The sequence below is a fragment of the Dokdonia sinensis genome (assembly GCF_003688895.1).
GTDB classification, from domain to species: domain Bacteria; phylum Bacteroidota; class Bacteroidia; order Flavobacteriales; family Flavobacteriaceae; genus Dokdonia; species Dokdonia sinensis.
Genome location: NZ_REFV01000003.1, coordinates 24,032 through 42,988 on the forward strand (window position 1 = coordinate 24,032; position 18,957 = coordinate 42,988).

The following is an 18,957-nucleotide window of genomic DNA, read 5'->3' on the forward strand; positions in this document are numbered from 1 at the left end:
AATTAATCTATAGGTCACGTACGGCCGCCTTAAACTGGCGCCCGCGGTCTTCATAATTTTCAAATAAATCAAAGCTCGCACAAGCCGGAGACAGCAACACATTATCTCCACGCTCTGCAACCTTGTAGGCTATTTTTATCGCTTCGGTCATCGATGGGGTTTCCACAATAACATCTACCATGTTCCCAAAATGACTCATCAACTTTGCATTATCCACACCTAGACAAATAATAGCCTTTACCTTTTCATTTACCAGCGCATATAAATCACGATAATCATTGCCCTTATCCACACCACCCACGATCCAGACCGTAGGTGCACTCATACTATCGAGCGCATAAAAAGTAGCGTTCACATTAGTCGCCTTACTATCGTTAATGTACTGTACATTGTTAATCTTTAGTACCTGTTCTAGACGATGTTCCACACCCTGAAAACCTTCCAGACTCTCACGTATTGTGGCCTTCCGAATTTTAAGCAAGTTTGAAACCGTAGAAGCGGCCATTGCATTTTTTGTGTTGTGTTGTCCTTTTAAGGCTAGGTTATCTGTGGTCATTGTAAATGTGTTGTTATCTATTTGTACTACTAGGTTGTTGTCTTTTATGAAAGCACCGTTTTCAAATTCTCGATGGAGTGAAAAAGGCAATAATTTTGATTTTACGGGATGTTTTTTAAGCCAATCCGTAATCACAGGGTCATCTGCATCATAAATGAGATAATCTGTTTCTTTTTGGTTCATCGCAATGCGAAACTTAGATGCGATATAGTTTTCAAATTTGTAATCATATCGGTCCAAATGATCTGGCGTTATATTCGTTATGACAGCGATATGCGGTGCAAAATCCACCACTCCATCCAGCTGAAAACTGCTTATCTCCAGCACATAAGTCTCGATATCCTGCGTCGCCACCATCTTTGCATAGCTGTCACCTATATTTCCTGCAATGCCAGGTTGCAATCCAGCCTGCTCGAGAATATATCCAGTAAGCATCGTCGTTGTGGTTTTCCCATTGCTTCCCGTAATCGCCACAATTGTTGCATCTGTATATCGCGATGCAAATTCGATTTCTGAGATTACTGGAACCCCTTTCTCGACTAATGCTTTTACAATAGGCGCTTTATCAGGAATTCCCGGACTTTTCATCACGAGGTCTGCATTGAGAATTAAGGCGTCTGTGTGACCACCTTGTTCCCACTCCAATTCATAATTTGAAAGAACGTCCTTATACGTTTCGTTTATTTTTCCGAAGTCTGAAACAAAGACTTCGTATCCTTTTTGTTTTGCTAGAATCGCCGTTCCTACGCCACTTTCTCCTCCTCCAAGTATTGCAATTCTTTTCATCTACTTTCTCTTTTACGCTACTTCGACTACGCTCAGCACAGGTTTCGCGAAAGCGTACTCTAACGAATCTTGAGCGTTATAATCGACAGTACTGCGAGTAAAATCCCAACAATCCAAAACCGTGTGACTATCTTACTCTCGTGTATTCCCTTTTTCTGATAATGATGATGTAACGGCGACATCAAAAAGATGCGACGCCCTTCTCCAAATTTTTTCTTTGTATACTTGAAATATCCCACCTGCATTACGACCGAAAGGTTTTCCATCAAGAAAATCCCACAAAGAATCGGGATGAGCCATTCTTTACGAGTAGCAATGGCGAGTACCGCGATAATCCCACCTATGGTAAGACTGCCCGTATCTCCCATAAATACCTGAGCAGGATAGGCATTGTACCACAAAAACCCAATGAGTGCTCCCACAAAGGCTGCAATGAAGATGAGCATCTCACCAGTTCCCGGGATATACATCACATTGAGGTAATCACTAAAAACAATGTTACCGGACACGAAGGCGAAAATCCCAAGCGTTAGAACTACAATTGCACTCGTCCCCGCAGCGAGTCCGTCGATACCATCCGTTAGGTTTGCCCCGTTTGAGACAGCCGTGATAATGAAAATCACAATAGGGATAAAGATGACCCAAGCGTAGTCTTTCCAGTCTTCATTAATAGCCGTTACAATAGTTTCATAATCAAGCTCATTGTTCTTCACAAAAGGAATGGTGGTTTTGAGGCTCTTTACTTCCTCTGTAAACTTCTGGTCACGCTTTGTCTCCGTGATTTCAAGCTTCTCTGTTCCCACTTCATTTTTAATTTCCTGACGGACGGTAATATCACTATGAAAGAACATTGTAGCTCCGACGATAATCCCAAGGCCCACTTGTCCGATGACTTTATATTTACCAGCAAGACCTTCCTTGTTCTTTTCCATCTTCTTCTTGTAATCATCTAAAAAACCGATAATTCCCATCCAGACCGTGGTAATGATGAGCAAGACAATGTAAATGTTATCAAGATTTGCAAAAAGAATCACAGGAATAAGCGTCGCCGCAATGATGATAAGACCTCCCATTGTAGGCGTCCCAGCTTTTTCGGCTTGACCCTCTAGGCCCAGGTCACGTATTTGCTCACCCATTTGTTTACGGCGCAAGAACTTTATAATGCGTTCCCCGTAAATTGTTGATATACCAAGCGATAACAATACGGCAAGTGCCGCTCTAAACGTACTGAACTGAAACAATCCCGCACCCGGCAAGTTGTAAGCCTCATCTAGAAATTTAAAAAGGTGATACAGCATTACTTATTCAGTTGTTTGAGGGTTTCTTTTACTATTTTATAATCGTCAAAATCAAAGCGCTCCCCTTTTATCTCTTGATAGGTCTCGTGTCCTTTTCCAGCAATGAGAATGATATCACCAGCATTTGCAAGTTGGCAAGCGGTTTTAATGGCTTGCTTTCTATCTGTAATACTGAGCACCTTTTTTACATTGATGGGCTCTACACCTTTTTCGATTTCGGCGATAATGGTTTCTGGATTTTCTGATCTTGGATTGTCACTTGTGATGATTGCTTTAGTGCTCAATGCGCTAGCGATATGACCCATCTTAGGACGTTTTGTGGTGTCGCGGTCGCCTCCAGCACCCACTACCGTTATGAGTTCCTCGTTTTTTGTTCGGATGTCATTTATGGTCTCAAGTACATTTTTAAGGGCATCTGGCGTATGTGCATAATCTACAATTGCCGTGATATTACCCTCAGAAATCAGATATTGGAAGCGACCAGACACACTTTCCAGTTCACTTAAAAGCTGTAATGCTTCAATTTGTGTAAGTCCTAAAATTTCTGCAGTTGCATAAATTGCGAGCAGGTTGTATGCATTAAAAGTCCCAATGAGCTTCACCCAGACTTCCTGATCCTGAATCTTAAGCAAGAGCCCGGAAAGTTGATTTTCCAGAATCTGCGCGCGGTAGTCTGCATAGGACTTTAATGCGTAAGTAAGTTTTCTAGCTTTAGTGTTTTGTAACATCACCAAGCCGTTTTTATCATCTATGTTTACGAGCGCAAAAGCGTCCTTAGGCAACTCATCAAAGAATTTTTTCTTTACGTCGCGATACTCCGCAAAGGTGTCGTGGTAATCCAGATGGTCGTGTGAAAGATTTGTAAAAATCCCGCCTTCAAATCGCAATCCTTCCGAACGCTTTTGATGTATGCCGTGACTGCTTACTTCCATAAAACAGTACTCAACACCAGCCTCAGACATCTCAGCGAGATATTTATTTATGGTTAGGCCATCTGGAGTGGTATGCGTCGCTTTGTATTCTGTTTTGTCCACTAGAATTTTTACGGTCGAGAGTAAACCTGTTTTGTATCCCGCTTTATTAAAAAGTTGATATAGCAAACTGGCAATCGTCGTTTTTCCGTTAGTACCCGTAATTCCTATCAGCTTTAAATTCTCCGAAGGGTTTCCGTAAAAATTGGCTGCGATAGTCGCCAGCGCACTTGAGCTGTCGGCTACTTTCACGTAAGTGACACCATTTACAATTTGCTCAGGCAACTCCTCGCACACGATGGCAATTGCACCTTGCTCGACCGCCTTAAGAATGTAATCGTGCCCGTCACTTTGAGTGCCACGTATCGCCACAAACACATCATTAAGCCCCACTTTACGCGAGTCAAAATGCACGTCAGTTATTGCCACGGCAGTATTTCCGACTACGGCCTCCAGCGTTACCTTATACAATATGTCTTTAAGCAATATCACGACAGTTCGAGGCTTATGGTTTGATTCTTTTCTAGTTTTATACCCGGTTTAATGGACTGATTTTTCACTTTTCCGCTTCCGCGAAATTTTACTTTGAGACCTAGATTCTCTAAAAGCGCCACGGCATCCATTCCAGACATTCCTTTAACATTAGGAATAGTCTTGTGTCCCTTATTCACATTTGTGTAGTACTTCTCAAAATCCCCCTCAATCGCCGAAGGATTTGCTCTAGGCAACACTACCTCATCAATTACCGGCGTGTCTGAATAGATTTTTTGAGCTATTTCTTTGAAAACTGGAGCTGCAACGATATTTCCGTAGTATCCAATAGACTTCTTAGGTTTGTGCACGACCACGATACAAGAGTACCTCGGATTATCTGCTGGAAAGTATCCCGCAAAAGAAGAGATATACCTCCCTGGCTCTATCCAATACTCTATCTGGCAGGTTCCTGTTTTCCCGGCCATCGAAAACTCGGGGCTGTATATATTTTTAGCAGTACCGCGCTCCACGGTTTTTTTCATCATTTCCTTTACAACATCTATCGTTTCCTGAGATGCAATTCGTGGATTGATTACTTCCTTTTCAAACGTCTCTACCGTTTGATCCCACTCTTTTACTTCTTTGATAAAGCGTGGCTTTACCATCTCTCCATCATTTGCAATGGCATTATAAAAGGTGAGTGTCTGTAGCGGGGTAAGTTGCACTCCATACCCAAAGGCCATCCACGGCAAGGTCGTCCCGTACCAATCGTCATCACCGGGATACGGAAATTTTGGCTTTCCTTCGCCTATGATTTCAATGCCTAATTGATCGTTGAGGCCCATATTAAACAATCGTTTTACAAATCGCTTTGGGTTGTCTTTGTAGTTTTCGTTTATCATTTTCGCGAAAGCGGTATTACTACTCAGCTCAAAAGCCTTTGCAGCACTTATCTTTCCGTAACCGCCCCATTTAGAATCGAGCACGGTGCGATCATAAAATTTTACGCGTCCGTTTTCAGTATCGAACACGGTGCTGGAATCAATCACCTTGTCCTCGAGGGCAGCGACCATAGACATCAACTTAAAAGTCGAACCTGGCTCGTGCGACTCACCTACTGCGTAGTTGAGGCGCTCATAATACTTGCCTTCTGGTGTGCGACCTAAATTTGAAATGGCTTTGATCTCACCTGTCTCTGTCTCCATAACAACCACGCTACCGTGGTCTGCCTCAAATTTCTCGAGACTTTGGAGTAGGGCGTTATGAGCCACATCTTGAATATTCACATCGATGGTAGAAATGACATCGTAGCCATCTCTAGGCTCCACCACGTTGCCCACACCAAGGGGTTTCCACTCACCTTTAGATATTTTTTGCTTGAGGCGACGCCCTTCTTTACCTCTTAAGTAATGTCCATAGGCTCCCTCAAGTCCAACTCGTGTGAAATAGCCACTATCGTCCTTGCGCTCATAACCCACGGTACGCTCTGCCATTTTTTCAAGTGGGTGCTCACGCTCCGTGTGTTGCTCGATAATGATACCGCCTTTGTATTTTCCTTTATTAAAAAGAGGAAGCGCACGGATCTTCATATAATCACCGTAGCCCAGCTTTCTAGCAATAAAGAGATATCTGTTTTTTGTAGAGCGGGCTTTTCGTAATCGGTTTTCGTAGTAAGAGGCAGGTTTACCCAATACTTCCGATAGTCCTTTTGAAAGTCCCACAATATTCTCGCTAAAATGTTCTTTAGAAGGAGACATCGCATCCCAGCGGATGTCATATTTAATTTGTGATGTAGCAAGTAAACTACCGTCCTCTGCATAGAGATTCCCGCGAGTAGCTGGAATGGTGACCATCTTTTCAGTACTCGTGACCGCCATCTCGCGATATTTGTCACCTTGAAAAACTTGGATGTTTACCAATTTAATCGTGACGGCAAGTGCAAAGATGAACATACATCCAGACACAAAATACAAACGGTTCAATATGTTCTTTTCGGTGGTTGCCACGATTATTCTTTACTGCTTTTTACTTTTATTTTTTTCGGTGGCACGTTAGATGGTTTTACACCTCGTGCCTCGAGTGCTTTTGCCACACTACTATTTGTTTTCAGTTTCCAAAGCGCCAGTCTCGCATCTACCGCCTCACTTCTCAACTCCTCCACGTGCTCTTTTAGCCTTGTTATCTCGTGCACTTTCTCATCGGCCCTGTGTGAACTTGCAATCATAACCAGTGCGAGAACAGAAAGGAAAATGATCATACGCCAGTTTTTAAAAGCATCCTCGTCTACAAGAAATTTTCCTTTGAGTATGTTGTTGATGTTCTTTTTCATTTTTCACCTCACCTAACCTCTCCTCAAGGAGAGGCAATTTAATTCTGAGCCCTTATATTTTTTCAGCTATGCGCAACTTTGCGCTTCTTGCTCTGTTGTTTATTTTAATTTCTGCATTACTTGGCACGACGAGCTTTCCTACTTTTTTAAAGGGCACCTCAAAGTTTCCGAACATATCTCTTTCTGGCTCCCCTTCGAACATTCCGTTGCGGATGTACCTTTTTACTAAGCGGTCCTCTAAAGAGTGATAGCTTATGAGGCTTATCCTCCCTCCCGTTTCAAGCAATTGCTCTGTCTGCAGCAGAAACTCTTTTAACACCTCAATCTCTTGATTTACCTCGATGCGGATTGCCTGATAAATCTGCGCTAGGATTTTGTGCTCTCTATGCTTGGGTAAAAATGGCGCGAGCACTTTTTTGAGTTGCTCGCTTGTTTTAATTTTTGCAATACTGCGTTCTTGTACGATTGTTGACGCTAACTTAGGCGCATTACGCAATTCTCCATATTGCCAGAAAACCTGTCGCAACTCCTCCTCACCATAATCATTTATCACATTGTAAGCAGAAAGTTTGTCCTTCTGATTCATACGCATGTCAAGATCACTCTCAAAGCGTGTAGAAAATCCGCGTTCGGCCACATCAAACTGATGCGAACTCACCCCAAAATCCCCTAGGATTCCATCCACTTTTTTCAATCCGTGAAAACGCAGAAAGCGTTTTATAAATCTGAAATTTTCGGGAATCAACGTAAACCTATCGTCGTCCAGTATGTTTTGCAGAGCGTCTGGGTCTTGGTCAAAGGCGTAAAGCTTTCCGTTATCACCCAGTCTATTTAATATTTCTTTGGAATGTCCACCTCCGCCAAAGGTCACATCCACATAAACACCATCTGGTTTTATCGCCAGACCGTCTACGGTCTCGTGCAACAGTACGGGGTTATGATAATCCATCTGGTATATCGCTATCTCCCATTACTTCTTCGGCGAGGTCTGCAAAGTCGACCGTCGCTTCATCTATGGCTTTTTCGTATAAATCCTTATCCCAAATCTCCAGAATGTTAAATGCAGCGTTCACTACAATAGACTTGTCGAGACTTGCAAAAGCCCCCAAATCCTTAGAGACCAGAATCCTTCCCGTACTATCCACCTCAACGGGCTTTACACCGGCATTAAAACGGCGAATGAATTCGTCATTCTTTTTATTAAAGCGGTTGAGCATATTCACTTTTGCACTCAGTGTATTCCACTCTGCAATCGGGTAAAGCTCTAGACATTTTTGGAACACAGCACGCTTAAGCACAAAGCCATCCTGAAGTATGGGTGCCAGTTGCTTTTTAAACGCTTGAGGCAACATGAGTCTGCCCTTAGCGTCTATTTTGCATTCATAAGTTCCTATTAAATTGAGCACTCGAATTGGTTTGGTTACACTGTTTAAACTCAAATATAACGCAAATATTACCACTTTTTACCACTTTCTACCACTTTGTTGATAAGTTGCACCACCTTCCACCACTTGTTAACAATGCGATGGCTTTTTTGTCATTTCAAAAATGTGGAGGTAAAAGTTAGATTATGAGTGGTTACGCTTTCGCGAAAGCGTACTAAAAACCATTCTTATTACCATAAACAATTCTAAATAAGGCATTAAGAACATAGCCCTGTCCTGACGTTAAGCATTTATAAAAAAAACGACCAATGAAAACCGAAATACCTATATTTGCTTTAACCGACGGCTAACCAACTTTATGGAACACAAACTAATTACGGAAGGAAAATTTACGTATCTCGAAGAGGGCGAAGGCACCCCAATCATTATCCTGCACGGGCTTATGGGTGGATTGAGCAACTTTGATGCGGTTACTACTTTCTTTTCGGAAAATGGTTATAAAGTTGTAATCCCTGAGCTTCCCGTATATACGATGCCACTTATTAAAACAGGGGTTAAATCGTTTGCAAAATTTCTTAATGAGTTTATTAAGATGAAAGGCTACAAAGAGGTTATTCTCTTAGGAAACTCGATGGGCGGACACGTAGGACTGTATCATACCAAGATGGCTCCAGACCGTATTAAAGGTCTTGTTATTACTGGTAGTTCTGGTCTTTATGAAAGTGCGATGGGAGAAAGCTACCCTAAGCGCGGTGACTACGAATACATCAAGAAAAAAGCTGAAGGTGTATTTTACGATCCAAAAATTGCCACCAAAGAGATTGTGGACGAGGTATACGACACCGTAAATGACCGAAACAAATTACTCAAAACACTTGCTATCGCAAAAAGTGCAATTCGCCACAACATGGCGCAGGATCTTCCTGAAATGCACACGCCTACCTGCATCATTTGGGGAAAGCAAGACGGTGTAACACCACCAGAAGTTGCCGAGGATTTTAACAAACTCCTTCCCGACTCTGACCTTTTCTGGATAGATGAATGTGGACACGCAGCGATGATGGAGAAGCCCCACGAGTTCAATGAGATTTTGTTGGGGTGGTTAAAGAAGCGTGGGTTTTAGAGATTGTAGAAGATACTTTTTTCTTTTCAGCACTAATCTATTACTCAAAGGTGAATTCCCTACTTTTGCAGTATGAAAATCAAATCTGCCCAGTTTATTGTCAGTAACTCTGAAGTTAAGAAATGCCCGCGCACGCGATTGCCAGAATATGCATTCATAGGTCGCTCTAATGTGGGTAAATCCTCGCTCATTAATATGCTAACCAATCGTAAGGGACTTGCTAAAACTTCTGGACGGCCAGGAAAAACACAGCTTATAAATCATTTTTTGATTAATGAGAACTGGCACCTTGTAGATTTACCTGGATATGGCTATGCTCGCGTTTCCAAAAAGGAGAAGAAAACCTTCCAGCGCTTTATTACCGATTATTTCGAGCAGCGAGAACAAATGATTTCTGCATTTGTGTTGGTAGACTGCCGTCACGAGCCCCAAAAAATCGATATGGAGTTTATGGAGTATTTAGGGGAAAAAGAGATTCCATTTTCCATCATTTTTACCAAAGCAGACAAGGAGAAACCCAAATCCTTAGAGCGTAAAATTGAGCATTACAAAAAAATTATGCTTGAAGGTGTGTGGTGGGAATTTCCTAATTACTTTGTGAGTAGTGCAACGAATGGTGAGGGACAGGAAGAGATTCTCAATTATATTGAGGATATTAATGGGAATTTAAAATTAGGTTAGTCCCAATCTAATTTTAGCACATTATTTACTTCGTCAATTAAAGCCTCTAAGTTTTGAATCTCCTTAAAACGCTCTGTAGCAATTGCTATTTCTAGTTCGCCATTCCTTTCGGCTAGAACGATGGGGAAATCGTATTTGGGAAGCCACTTTGATTTATAAGCTTTAAGGAACTCATCTTTATGCAAGAATATGAGAGGGCTTTTTATGCTTTCGCGAAAGCGTACCCATTCCTCTTTTTCTCTGAATGCGCCAAAGGTAAGACTACACAAATCGCACTCATACGTTTGAGGACTCAAAATTTTATGAGTTGCATCCAGCAAAGCATTGAGGTTGCCAGAGTTTGCGTTGTATACAAAAATAAGCTTCATGACGTAAAGATAGTCTGTAAGATCGAGACATCATTACATAAAAAAGGACGCCCATTACGAACGCCCTTTTCACAACTAAATCAACTCAATCACTAAACACTATCTTTTAATAAGACGACGCACAATACGTGAGTTATTATTATTGTCTGTAATTTCAACCATATATACACCCGTAGTCAACGTACTGATGTCTATAGATTGTGCATTAGTCACTTGTTTAATCACTAGTACTTGTTTTCCTAAGATGTCATACATTGTTACATCAACTTGAGTGGTTGACCCTGCAAAGTCAATCGCAAAGAAGTTAGTTGCTGGATTAGGGTACATTGTGATACTATTATCTAATGTTTCTTCACCCACACTAAGATTCTCGTCCACAATAAGATTGAAAGAACAGTCTGTAGCATTTCCGGCCGCGTCTGTCACAGTAATCACAACTTCTGTTTCTGAACCTTGAGTAAGCACAGTACCCGCTTCTATATTTTGAGTAAAAGTGATCCCTAGTTCATCAGAACAGTTATCGTTAAAATCGATGATTGTACTGTAATCTGGTACAATAAATTCTCCGTTATCATCACCACCTTCAATCTGATCGTCTATACATTCGATTGTAGGGAATGTAGTATCAGTAACTGTCACCGTAAACGATACTGTAATACTGTTACCATTAACATCTGCCAGTTCATAAACAACCTCTGTTGCTCCTACTGGGAACAAGCTTCCGCTAGGCAATCCTTCTATAAGAGTAACCGTTACTGGCTGTCCAGAATTATCAGTACCTGTGATGTCATCGTATACAACATTTGCTCCACACTCATCTGCATTAGAACCTGTACCTACAAAAATATCTACCGGAGGATTGTCCACCACAGGTGGCTCTCCATCTACTATTCTGTTTACTGTAACTGCATTGTCAGAGATATCTGAACAGTCAAGATCATCCAGTGATGATAATGGCTCGCCTATCTGGTCAAGACCATTGTTAGGCACTCCTCTATAAGACCATCCCCAGATTTCACATACTCCTACACCAGCACCATCTAAATCTATTACTGTTGAGTTCACAACATTTAAGATCAATCCTGTAGCAGCATCTGTGATCACATATCTGTATGAAAGATTCTCTGCTCCTGGATTTTCGTGTGATACAACAATAGGGTTAGGAATTCCGTCACCTACCTGAATGGTTACTGTAACATCATCATTTACTACTGTCGTAGGCTCTCCTTGAGCATCTGTTGCAGCAACATCAAGTGCTACTGTTCCACCATCGGCCACCTCACGGATTACCGTGATCGCATTGTCAGAAATATCTGAACAGTCAAGATCATCCAGTGATGACAAAGGCTCACCTATCTGGTCAAGACCATTGTTAGGCACCCCTCTATAAGACCATCCCCAGATCTCGCAAGTACCAGCACCGGCACCGTCAAGACTGATCGTGTCGCTAGCTACTACGTTAAGGATAAGACCTGTCGCAGCATCCGTGATCACATATCTATAAGATAAGTTCTCTGCCCCCGGGTTCTCGTGGGTTACCACAAGTGGGTCTGCATTTCCGTCCACACAGATCACAGCCTCAAGACCGTCTGCGCTTACTGTTGTCGTTCCGGTAGATGAGGCAGCAACATCAAGTGCTACTGTTCCACCATCTGCAACCTCACGGATTACCGTGATCGCATTGTCAGAGATATCTGAACAGTCAAGATCATCCAGTGATGATAAAGGCTCACCTATCTGGTCAAGACCATTGTTAGGAACACCTCTATAAGACCATCCCCAGATCTCGCAAGTACCAGCACCGGCACCATCAAGACTGATCGTGTCGCTAGCTACTACGTTAAGGATAAGTCCTGTTGCAGCATCTGTGATCACATATCTGTACGATAGGTTCTCTGCTCCAGGGTTCTCGTGTGTTACCACAAGTGGGTCTGCATTTCCGTCCACACAGATCACAGCCTCAAGACCGTCTGCGCTTACTGTTGTTGTTCCTGTAGATGAGGCAGCAACATCAAGTGCTACTGTTCCACCATCTGCCACCTCACGGATTACCGTGATCGCATTGTCAGAGATATCTGAACAGTCAAGATCATCCAGTGATGATAATGGCTGTCCGATCTGGTCAAGACCATTGTTAGGCACTCCTCTGTAAGACCATCCCCATATCTCGCAAGTACCAGCACCGGCACCGTCAAGACTGATCGTGTCGCTAGCTACTACGTTAAGGATAAGTCCTGTTGCAGCATCTGTGATGACATATCTATACGATAGGTTCTCAGCGCTTGGATTCTCGTGGGTTACCACAAGTGGGTCTGCATTTCCGTCCACACAGATCACAGCCTCAAGACCGTCTGCGCTTACTGTTGTTGTCCCTGTAGATGAGGCAGCAACGTCTAGCGCTACTGTTCCGCCATCTGCCTCTTCACGGATAACATCTAACGGATTAGATAAATCAAAACAACCTTCTAAATCGCTAAGATTGCCTCCAACTTCTTTTCCTAAAAGACCGTCTTCATATCTTATGTACCATATCTGACAAGTTCCTGTTCCTGCCCCATTGAGATCAAATGGACCTGCAGCCGGTAATGCTAAAATTTCATTCGTTGCAAGATCAGTAATAATCCATCCAGCGTTTGCTCCTATGCTATCTTCTGGATTTACCATTGTTACTCCGATAGGATCTGCTACTGTATCCACACAAATAACAGCGCTTAATCCATCTTCGGATACTGTTGTCGTATTATTAAGATTATCTGTCGAAAAAACGATCTCACTAGATAATGCTGCGCATTCTAATGTTAAGTTCACTGTTTGAACAACAGATGAAGCACTCACACTACCATCAGAAGCTAGAACTCTTTGATAATATGTCACTGTGTCGTCCATCGCTACACCTTCGGCGATAAGCGCATCTCTTACTGCATTGTTATTGTCAAATTGTAGCGCTGTTCCAACTTTTTGATTAACCACGATGTTCTCGAAAGCACTATCAACAGCTAGTTGATAGCTATATACTACTAGATTTCCGTTAGGATCTGTAGTTGCATCGTAAGTAACTGTGTATGGATTTTCATCATCCGTACCTATTGAAATATCAGCGTTATCTGCTGGGCTCGTAATAGCAAAACCGCTTACAGGGAAATTATTTTCACTGTTAAGGATTTGCCCTCTTAACTCTCCACTTGCAAATTGTGTAGAGTGAATGTTGAGATAAATTTCATCATTAAGAAGGAAATCACGCTGTGCTTGTGTAATTTCAAAGGCATTAGTGTTTGCTGTGTATACACCTCCCTTAAGATCTGCATCTGTAGTAGCGTTGATAAGGATTTGAATTCCTCCATTGCCTGTTGCATCACTTAGGTGCAGATGTGACCCTCCTGCAATATTTGCATCAAAATCACCTATTAGATTATTAAATGCACCAGTAACTACAAGGTTAAGACCAGAAAGTTCTAGTTGAACATTTCCGTTTCCAGTTGTTATGATAGGTTGCACTTCGTTTTGACCAGAAAGTGCTGTACCTAGATATGTTTGAACAAGAGGTTGTAACTGTCCTCTTATTTCGCCTGGAGCGAAATCAAGACTATGTACATTTACGTATAAATTTCTATCAAAAAGAGCATCTACCTGAGCATTTGTGAGCGTAAAAGTATTCTCACTTGCACGTATTACTGCATTTCTATTATCTGTTGCTACGTCTGGAGTAATAATAAATTCAATTCCTCCATTACGACCTGCGGCCGCTAGGTGTACGTGAATTCCTCCAGCAAGTGCTGTATTCAAGTCTGCAGATAGATCATTAAATGAACCACTTACAGAAATGTTTCCTTGACCATCGTTAGAAAGGAAAATACGTCCATTTGCAGCAGTGTCAGTCACAATTACTTCTTGCGCTCCTGTAAGTCTTGCTCCAAATACTGAAGAAGATAAAGGTACAATCTGTCCTCTCAGTTCTCCTCCAGGGTTGTTTACAGAATGTATATTGATGTAAAGACCTTGATCTGCAATTTTCGTAAGTTGGTCTGCACTTAGAGTAAATACATTATTTGCTGCCTCAAAAACCGCCCCTTGATTATCATCGTCATAAGTAGGATTAAGAGGGAAAATTACTGGACCATTGCGTCCCGCAAAATTATCGTGTATATGTGCCCCGTTTGCTAGGTCCACACGAATCTCACTTGACAAACCATCAAAAGAGCCAGAAACCGTAAGCTGATCACCTTCAAGCTCAAAAAGCATATTTCCTTCGGCAATAGTGTTTACTGCAGGAAATTCATTACTTCCTAATAAGGTAGTTTGGTAAACTGTATCTGCATCGATAAGAAGCTGTCCTCTTAACTCACCTCCTGGGAAAGCTGTGGTATGAATGTTTACATATAATTCTCTAGCGTTTATTGCAGCTACTTGATCATCTGTAAGTGTAAATGTATTATTTGCTGCTTCATACGTTCCAGAACGTAAATCTGGAGAAACAGTCGTATTTAAAAGAAACTCGATCCCTCCATTACGTCCAGCAATAGCTCTGTGCACGTGTGCGCCACCTGCTATATTTGCATCAAAGTCGCCTGAAAGATTTTGAAATGAACCAGTAATAACAAGCTCATTGCCGCTTAAAGTAGCAGTAATCGAACCGCTAGCATTTGTGAGCGCTGCTGGGTTTTCTTGAATTCCACTTAATTGTGCGGTAAAAATGACATCCTCAGCAACAGCCTGATTTTCAGCTCCTATTGTAGGTGTTCCTACTGAAAAATCGTCTGGAGTGCTCAGCGCATTTGTGCTACCATTAAAAGCTAGGGAATTTCCTGCTGTTATGGCTGGTGCTACTAAGGCAGCATCATTCCATAATCCAGCACTTACGGCAACTCCTGCTCTTGTTGTACTTGAGGGTGCCCCCCATTGTACAAAATCTACAATAGCATTGGTGCTACTGAAAGACGCTGAGCTATAAAGTGCCACCTCATCTGCTACTCCATCAATTATATTAAAATTGTCTATTACTAAGATTTCTCCAGGTTGTAAATTTGCTACATTTCCTGATGCAATATTTAAATCACCTACACGATTGTAAATAGGCCTCTCGCACAACCAATAGTTTGTAAGATCAACTGAGTTTGTTCCATTGTTTTTGAGCTCTACCGTTCCTCCCGGGAGCACTTCATTAATTACTACCTGAGCATCTACCGCTAGCGAGCAGAGTAGAAGACAGAGCAGTAACCCAAAATTGAGTACTTTACTTTTCATTTTCATCTTTTTTAAAATTTATTATTTACAGTTATTATGGACCCACCCCGTCTCTTTTTCACAAAGACAGGACGAGTCCTTTTATTCTTATTCCCAGAAGTTTGCTCCCACGTCCTGAGCATCTCCAGTATATGTATAGTTGTTAGATTGAGGCACAAAACTTCCAGCATTATCCCATCTCCCTGCAGTTACAGCTTGACCAGATCTTGCCTGATTAGCCGCTCCCCACTGGACATAATCCAGAAGTATTTCTGGATCTGATGAGCCAAAGGTGTTTGTAGCAAACACACTAAGTCCATCAGCCACAGGATCCATATCGTAGTTTAATGTGAGCGTCTCATTTGTAGATAATTCTGTGTCACCGCTAGTAATATTCCCTATACGAGCGTAAGTACCAGGCCCTAGACATAACCAGTAATTACCGACCTCAACAGTAGACCCACCTAGATTGGTTAATGTTAAAGTGTCATTGTTTGCATTTACATTAAGAATACGTAGCACTCCTTCAGAATCACTTTGAACTTCCTCACCTGTCCAGAAGGAAGAACCTACGTTAGATGCTTCTCCTTCAAAAGTGAATACATTTACACCAGGGGCAATATTGTTCTCATCATCCCATCTTCCAGCTGTAACAGCCTGACCTACTCTTGCTTGGTTACCGCTTCCCCATTGCACGTAATCTAGTAATACAGAGGGGTCAGAGCTCCCAAAATCGTTAGATGCAAAAACTGATAGTCCGTCTTCACTCTCATTTACATCATAGGTAAATGTGATAGATTCACTAGGCTCAAGTACGGTATCTCCATTTACTAATCCAGAAACCATTGCATAAGTTCCAGGCCCTAAACACATAAAGTAACTTCCTGTATCCAGAGTACCATCTCCTAGGTTTGCTAGGGTTACTTGATCATTTATAGCATCTACTTCTATAATACGAAGTAAGCCAGTTCCATTTCCAGAAACATCTGTGTCTGTTTCTGTATTTGTTTCTTCTTCCGGAATGTTTGTTTCCGAATTAATTTCTGTGTCATCTGTACTACAGCTCATTGTCATTGCAATAGCTATAAGTGGTAAAAAAATCTTTTTCATTTTTATAAATTTTAATTGCGTTATTACTGTTTGTTGAGTGCAAATAAACCACCGATACTTACCTAATTTCAACTAAAATGGGGTGAACGGGAAAACAAAGCCTTAAAACGGAAAGCCTCTAATCCTTTTTATAGTAAGGGATTACAGCGTTTCGCTTTTGAAGTACAGTAAAAACAGGTTGAGATCGCCCTAGTCTAGACCTTGCGCTAGATTGAAGCGAGAATTGTAGGATTAATAGGTATACGCTTTCGCGAAAGCGGAAACCCAGACCTATAGACAAGGTGGAATAAATACGCTCTAGAGAGGAAAATGGAAATCTATTTTAGAGCCAATAAATATCATCCTAGCGTTTTAAGCCGAAAGAGCGCATATTCTTTTATAAAACTTGTAATGAGGAGGAATTCTCTCGTGGACAAATACCTTAAACGAGGATCATTTTCGGAGAGGATACCGGCTTTAATTGAGAAAAGGATTTTATAATTTCTATAGAGAATGGTGTTTTACGAACTAACGTCTTTAGCTTTAGCTTTAGCTTTTGCAAAAGCACAATACAATTAGTATTAAAACCACTGGACACAAAAAAACCTCAGCAAGATGCTAAGGTTTGAATCATATAAGTAAATAAGAACACCTAACTATAGCTGTAAGAAATAAGTGGCGTTAAATCCAAAAAAGAAGTTCCCATCCTTAAAGTTGAAGTTTCTTCTAGTTTGCGTGATAAATGTGTCCTCTGTAAAGATAGGATTGTTAGTCATTGTAAATTGAAGTAGTAAATATCTCACATCCCAGTTTACGCCTAGCGCAAAAGAACCAAAGGTCTCAATACTCTCCAGCGGATTTGCCACATAATAGTACTCAGACACGAGACTGACGTGATTCCCTAATTTATATCGACCACCAAAGCCTACAGCAAAATGATTGTGATCATCCAGCGAGTTGCTCGATGAGCTTCTGTGCACGAAGGTAGGTGCAACTTGCAAAGAAAAATCTGTATTTATTTTTCTTGCGATGAGCAATTGACTGGTAAATGCGGTTCTATTAAAAAACTCACTCCGATCCTCTACCCCTGTAAGCTGTCGTGAACGATAGGTTGCTGTTTGCAATCCTGTGATTCCCACGGGGCTGCCGTCTCCCCCGGCTCCTTGTTGCAAAAATCGATATTTTACGTATCCATCTGCAATTCCATTAGGTGGACCATAGCCTACGCCAGCGGTGAATCGGTCAGAAAATGCGTAATCTACTCCAAAACGTGCGCACATTCTATCTGCAAAAAAATTATTGTTGCTCTCTTCTGCCGTATTCCAGTAGCGACTCATAAATGTAACTTCGAGAGCACCTTTTTTTCTTGTTTCTATAGAATGCCCTATGGAAAGCCGATTGCCTTTAAACGTAGACATCACATATTCTGGTGTATCCACAGGTTCACTCTCTAATATAGACCAGAGATCTTGACCCATCATTTCAGATTGCAAGTAACTTAATACTAGTAGGGATGTTAAAAATAGTTTACTTCTCATAAGGCTTGTATTCGAGGTTAAACTTTACTTGAATAGCATTTGCGATGTTAGGCGATAATAGGGCGGGTATTTTAATATTGTAATCTTTAACTAAAACCTCGATATCTCCTTCTAAAGAAAATGTATCCCCTAGATTATTAATATTAACCTTGAAGTCTACGGGTTTTGTTACGCCACGTAGGGTAAAATCACCTTTAATAATGCGAGTTTGAATACCTAAGGTGGAAGGATCAAAATCAATTATATTTCCCTGAAAAGTGGCTTTGGGGAACAGGTCCGACTCCATATAGCTCTCATTAAAATGCTCTTCCATAAGAGACTTTTCAAACTTAAAAGCCTTTATAAGAATACTTACAATGATTTCCCCAGTATTTGTGTCCACCACACTCTGGACTTGATCGTTCTGGGCTTTGATATTTTCTACAGAGGTGTAGGAAAAAAAAGTCATCTGTCCCTGCCTGGCGAAATATTGCTCCCCATTTTGCCCGAAGCATACTGAAGATATTAAAAGAAAAAAGAGTAGTATTCTTTCCATATATGATAATTAAACGAGGATACAGTTAAGTAAAATTGCGTCTAGAAGAAGGCCTTTTAAAATTCCCTTAATGACTACTTCTTCTCCCACAGCCAAAGTTACAATGTCATTATTTTGATCTCTTTGCATCTCGCATAAAATATGTCGCTCCCTATTATCTCCGTCTAGTATAATAGAGTATACTCCATCACGCACAGTAATCTCCTTGATTACCCCTTTTACTTCTATAGCCTTCTCGATGTAGGGACTATATTCAACATCATTTTTTGCCTGAAGCTGTGTAAATAGTTCGTGAGTCGTAAGACTTGCCTGTGTTCTTACAGTCCTTATATCTGTTTTATCTTTAAAAATATATGAACCCAGCAATATAAAGCCCGCAAATAGCAAAATTGCGACACTTAGGGCCATTGGATTTTTGTAATGTTTATTTTTCATTTGAAAAAAGTTTAGCCTCTGCGCGGTGGCGTTTGCTTTTCCTTCTTAAGTCAAAAGTACTGTAAACCCAGCACTAACGACTACTAATGAGAGCGTAAGATTGCTCAAAAGGAAATACAGGCTTTAAAACGGAATAGAAAATTTTAAAAATTAATGGATACCCCTTAGT

Annotated in this window: 15 protein-coding genes; 2 read left to right on the top strand and 13 right to left on the bottom strand. The window is 41.3% G+C overall.

Annotation, left to right across the window (positions count from 1 at the left end):
* Positions 1-7: 7 nt before the first annotated feature.
* From murD to mraZ, 7 genes are read right to left on the bottom strand one after another with little or no spacing between them, the layout of a single operon-like run.
* Entirely contained in the window at positions 8-1,342 is a 1,335-nt protein-coding gene (gene murD, locus EAX61_RS03935) for a UDP-N-acetylmuramoyl-L-alanine--D-glutamate ligase (protein WP_121916373.1), read from the bottom strand.
* A gap of 59 nt (positions 1,343-1,401) precedes the next feature.
* The gene (gene mraY / locus EAX61_RS03940) at positions 1,402-2,640 is read right to left on the bottom strand and encodes a phospho-N-acetylmuramoyl-pentapeptide-transferase (RefSeq protein WP_121916374.1); all 1,239 of its coding nucleotides are present in this window, start codon (positions 2,638-2,640) and stop codon (positions 1,402-1,404) included.
* Positions 2,640-4,103: a UDP-N-acetylmuramoyl-L-alanyl-D-glutamate--2,6-diaminopimelate ligase gene (locus EAX61_RS03945; RefSeq protein ID WP_121916375.1), complete on the bottom strand. Its 1,464-nt coding sequence runs from the start codon at positions 4,101-4,103 to the stop codon at positions 2,640-2,642. The genes mraY and EAX61_RS03945 overlap by 1 nt, the downstream gene beginning before the upstream one ends.
* Complete coding sequence (locus EAX61_RS03950) at positions 4,100-6,091, bottom strand: penicillin-binding protein (protein ID WP_121916376.1); 1,992 nt, start codon at positions 6,089-6,091, stop codon at positions 4,100-4,102. The genes EAX61_RS03945 and EAX61_RS03950 overlap by 4 nt, the downstream gene beginning before the upstream one ends.
* 2 nt (positions 6,092-6,093) lie before the next feature.
* Positions 6,094-6,414, bottom strand: a complete 321-nt coding sequence (locus tag EAX61_RS03955; protein WP_121916377.1) for an FtsL-like putative cell division protein — start codon at positions 6,412-6,414, stop codon at positions 6,094-6,096.
* 52 nt (positions 6,415-6,466) lie between these two features.
* On the bottom strand, positions 6,467-7,363 hold the full coding sequence (rsmH, locus tag EAX61_RS03960; protein ID WP_121916378.1) for a 16S rRNA (cytosine(1402)-N(4))-methyltransferase RsmH: 897 nt from the start codon (positions 7,361-7,363) through the stop codon (positions 6,467-6,469).
* Positions 7,350-7,820, bottom strand: a complete 471-nt coding sequence (gene mraZ, locus EAX61_RS03965; protein ID WP_121916594.1) for a division/cell wall cluster transcriptional repressor MraZ — start codon at positions 7,818-7,820, stop codon at positions 7,350-7,352. Before mraZ ends, rsmH begins: the two co-directional genes overlap by 14 nt.
* 337 nt (positions 7,821-8,157) lie before the next feature.
* Here mraZ and EAX61_RS03970 point away from each other — a divergent pair, with 337 nt between their 5' ends.
* The gene (locus EAX61_RS03970; protein ID WP_121916379.1) at positions 8,158-8,922 is read left to right on the top strand and encodes an alpha/beta fold hydrolase; all 765 of its coding nucleotides are present in this window, start codon (positions 8,158-8,160) and stop codon (positions 8,920-8,922) included.
* Positions 8,923-8,994: 72 nt separating this feature from the next.
* Complete coding sequence (yihA, locus tag EAX61_RS03975) at positions 8,995-9,603, top strand: ribosome biogenesis GTP-binding protein YihA/YsxC (protein WP_121916380.1); 609 nt, start codon at positions 8,995-8,997, stop codon at positions 9,601-9,603.
* On the opposite strand, the gene EAX61_RS03980 is transcribed toward yihA, so the two are convergent.
* The 6 genes from EAX61_RS03980 to EAX61_RS04005 form a co-directional block, all read right to left on the bottom strand.
* On the bottom strand, positions 9,600-9,971 hold the full coding sequence (locus tag EAX61_RS03980; protein ID WP_121916381.1) for a GTPase: 372 nt from the start codon (positions 9,969-9,971) through the stop codon (positions 9,600-9,602). The two genes, yihA and EAX61_RS03980, sit on opposite strands and share 4 nt — an antisense overlap.
* 99 nt (positions 9,972-10,070) lie before the next feature.
* Positions 10,071-15,212, bottom strand: a complete 5,142-nt coding sequence (locus tag EAX61_RS03985; RefSeq protein WP_161555185.1) for a CHRD domain-containing protein — start codon at positions 15,210-15,212, stop codon at positions 10,071-10,073.
* Positions 15,213-15,299: 87 nt separating this feature from the next.
* On the bottom strand, positions 15,300-16,301 hold the full coding sequence (locus EAX61_RS03990; protein WP_121916383.1) for a hypothetical protein: 1,002 nt from the start codon (positions 16,299-16,301) through the stop codon (positions 15,300-15,302).
* Positions 16,302-16,936: 635 nt separating this feature from the next.
* The gene (locus tag EAX61_RS03995; RefSeq protein ID WP_147448334.1) at positions 16,937-17,818 is read right to left on the bottom strand and encodes a DUF5777 family beta-barrel protein; all 882 of its coding nucleotides are present in this window, start codon (positions 17,816-17,818) and stop codon (positions 16,937-16,939) included.
* Entirely contained in the window at positions 17,808-18,353 is a 546-nt protein-coding gene (locus EAX61_RS04000) for a YceI family protein (RefSeq protein WP_121916385.1), read from the bottom strand. The genes EAX61_RS03995 and EAX61_RS04000 overlap by 11 nt, the downstream gene beginning before the upstream one ends.
* 9 nt (positions 18,354-18,362) lie before the next feature.
* Entirely contained in the window at positions 18,363-18,788 is a 426-nt protein-coding gene (locus tag EAX61_RS04005; protein ID WP_121916386.1) for an OB-fold protein, read from the bottom strand.
* Positions 18,789-18,957: the final 169 nt, after the last annotated feature.

Excerpts from the sequence above, each read along its gene's own strand:
- murD (WP_121916373.1), bottom strand. The coding sequence starts at position 1,342 with ATGAAAAGAATTGCAATACTTGGAGGAGGAGAAAGTGGCGTAGGAACG.
- mraY (WP_121916374.1), bottom strand. The coding sequence starts at position 2,640 with ATGCTGTATCACCTTTTTAAATTTCTAGATGAGGCTTACAACTTGCCG.
- EAX61_RS03955 (WP_121916377.1), bottom strand. The coding sequence starts at position 6,414 with ATGAAAAAGAACATCAACAACATACTCAAAGGAAAATTTCTTGTAGAC.
- rsmH (WP_121916378.1), bottom strand. The coding sequence starts at position 7,363 with ATGGATTATCATAACCCCGTACTGTTGCACGAGACCGTAGACGGTCTG.
- EAX61_RS03970 (WP_121916379.1), top strand. The coding sequence starts at position 8,158 with ATGGAACACAAACTAATTACGGAAGGAAAATTTACGTATCTCGAAGAG.
- yihA (WP_121916380.1), top strand. The coding sequence starts at position 8,995 with ATGAAAATCAAATCTGCCCAGTTTATTGTCAGTAACTCTGAAGTTAAG.
- EAX61_RS03980 (WP_121916381.1), bottom strand. The coding sequence starts at position 9,971 with ATGAAGCTTATTTTTGTATACAACGCAAACTCTGGCAACCTCAATGCT.
- EAX61_RS03985 (WP_161555185.1), bottom strand. The coding sequence starts at position 15,212 with ATGAAAAGTAAAGTACTCAATTTTGGGTTACTGCTCTGTCTTCTACTC.
- EAX61_RS03990 (WP_121916383.1), bottom strand. The coding sequence starts at position 16,301 with ATGAAAAAGATTTTTTTACCACTTATAGCTATTGCAATGACAATGAGC.
- EAX61_RS03995 (WP_147448334.1), bottom strand. The coding sequence starts at position 17,818 with ATGAGAAGTAAACTATTTTTAACATCCCTACTAGTATTAAGTTACTTG.
- EAX61_RS04000 (WP_121916385.1), bottom strand. The coding sequence starts at position 18,353 with ATGGAAAGAATACTACTCTTTTTTCTTTTAATATCTTCAGTATGCTTC.
- EAX61_RS04005 (WP_121916386.1), bottom strand. The coding sequence starts at position 18,788 with ATGAAAAATAAACATTACAAAAATCCAATGGCCCTAAGTGTCGCAATT.